The organism is Micromonospora sp. NPDC000207 (assembly GCF_040300925.1).
Lineage (GTDB): Bacteria > Actinomycetota > Actinomycetes > Mycobacteriales > Micromonosporaceae > Micromonospora.
In genome coordinates this window covers 1-1,282 of the sequence record NZ_JBEPEQ010000240.1, presented here as the reverse complement: position 1 = coordinate 1,282, position 1,282 = coordinate 1, and the positions used below count along the sequence as shown (strand labels likewise).

Below are 1,282 nucleotides of genomic sequence, written 5' to 3'. Positions count from 1 at the left end.
CCCACGGCGACGACGCGGGCGCGGACGCCGACGACGCCGAGGCGGAGGTCGACGAGACCCGGCCGTTCCCGCTGACCCCGATGCAGCACGCCTACTGGATCGGCCGCCGCGACGACCAGGTCCTCGGCGGTGTCGGCTGCCACTTCTACGTCGAGTTCGACGGGGACGCCACCGGACCGGTCGACCCCGCCCGCCTCGACGAGGCCGTGCGGGCACTCCTGCGACGCCACGGGCTGCTGCGCGCCCGCTTCCTCGACGACGGCACCCAGCAGATCGACAGCGAGTCGACCTGGCCCGGCCTCACCGTCCACGACCTGCGCGACGCGCCCGCCGCCGACGCCGAGCGTCACCTCGCCGAGCAGCGGGAGGCGCTGGCCCACCGCCGGCTCGACGTCGCCCGGGGAGAGGTCTTCGACGTACGGGTCACCCTGCTCCCCGGGGGCGGGCACCGCCTGCACGTCAACTTCGACCTGCTCGTGGCCGACGTCCTGAGCATCCAGATCATCCTCCAGGACCTGTCCCGGTTCTACGCCGACGGTCCCGACGCCCGACTGCCCGAACTGGACTACGGCTTCCCGACCTACCTGCTGCGCCGGCAGCGTCGCCAGGAGCAGGCCCGCGACCGGGCCCGGGAGTACTGGCGGTCCCGGATCCCCACCATGCCGACGGCGCCGCAACTGCCGCTGTCCACCCCGCCCGAGCAGGTCGGGGCGTCCCGGTTCCGACGCCGTGACCACCTCCTCGACCCGGCCGCACGACACCGGTTCGAGGAGGTCTGCCGGCAGTACGCGGTCACCCCGTCGGTGGTCCTCGCCGCCGCGTACGCCGAGGTCCTGGGCGCGTGGAGCACCAACCAGCGGTTCCTGCTCAGCCTGCCGCTGTTCGACAGGGAGATCACCGATCCGCACGTCGGACAGATCGTCGCCGACTTCACCAACCTCGTACCCCTCGAGGTCGACGTCACCGAACCGGTGCCGTTCGTCGAGCGGGTCCGTGCCCTGCAGACCCGGCTGCGGACCGACGTCGGCCACAGCGAGTACGCCGGGGTGGAGGTCCTGCGTGACCTGACCCGGTCGCGGCCCGACGACCGCCATCCCGCGACCGTCGTGTTCACCAGCGCAATCGGCATGGGTGACCTGGTCGGCCGGGACGTCCAGGAGGTCTTCGGCCGGCTCGGCTGGATGCTGTCCCAGACGCCGCAGGTGTGGTTGGACCACCAGGTGGTGGAGCGTGACGGTGGTGTGTCGTTGGTGTGGGATGCGGTGGAGGAGTTGTTCGCGCC

1 protein-coding gene is annotated in these 1,282 nt (G+C 72.2%); it reads left to right on the top strand.

What is annotated here, in order from left to right; all coding sequences use genetic code 11:
• The coding region (locus ABT336_RS27425; protein ID WP_350900500.1) for a condensation domain-containing protein at positions 1 to 1,282 on the top strand (1,282 nt) is incomplete at both ends.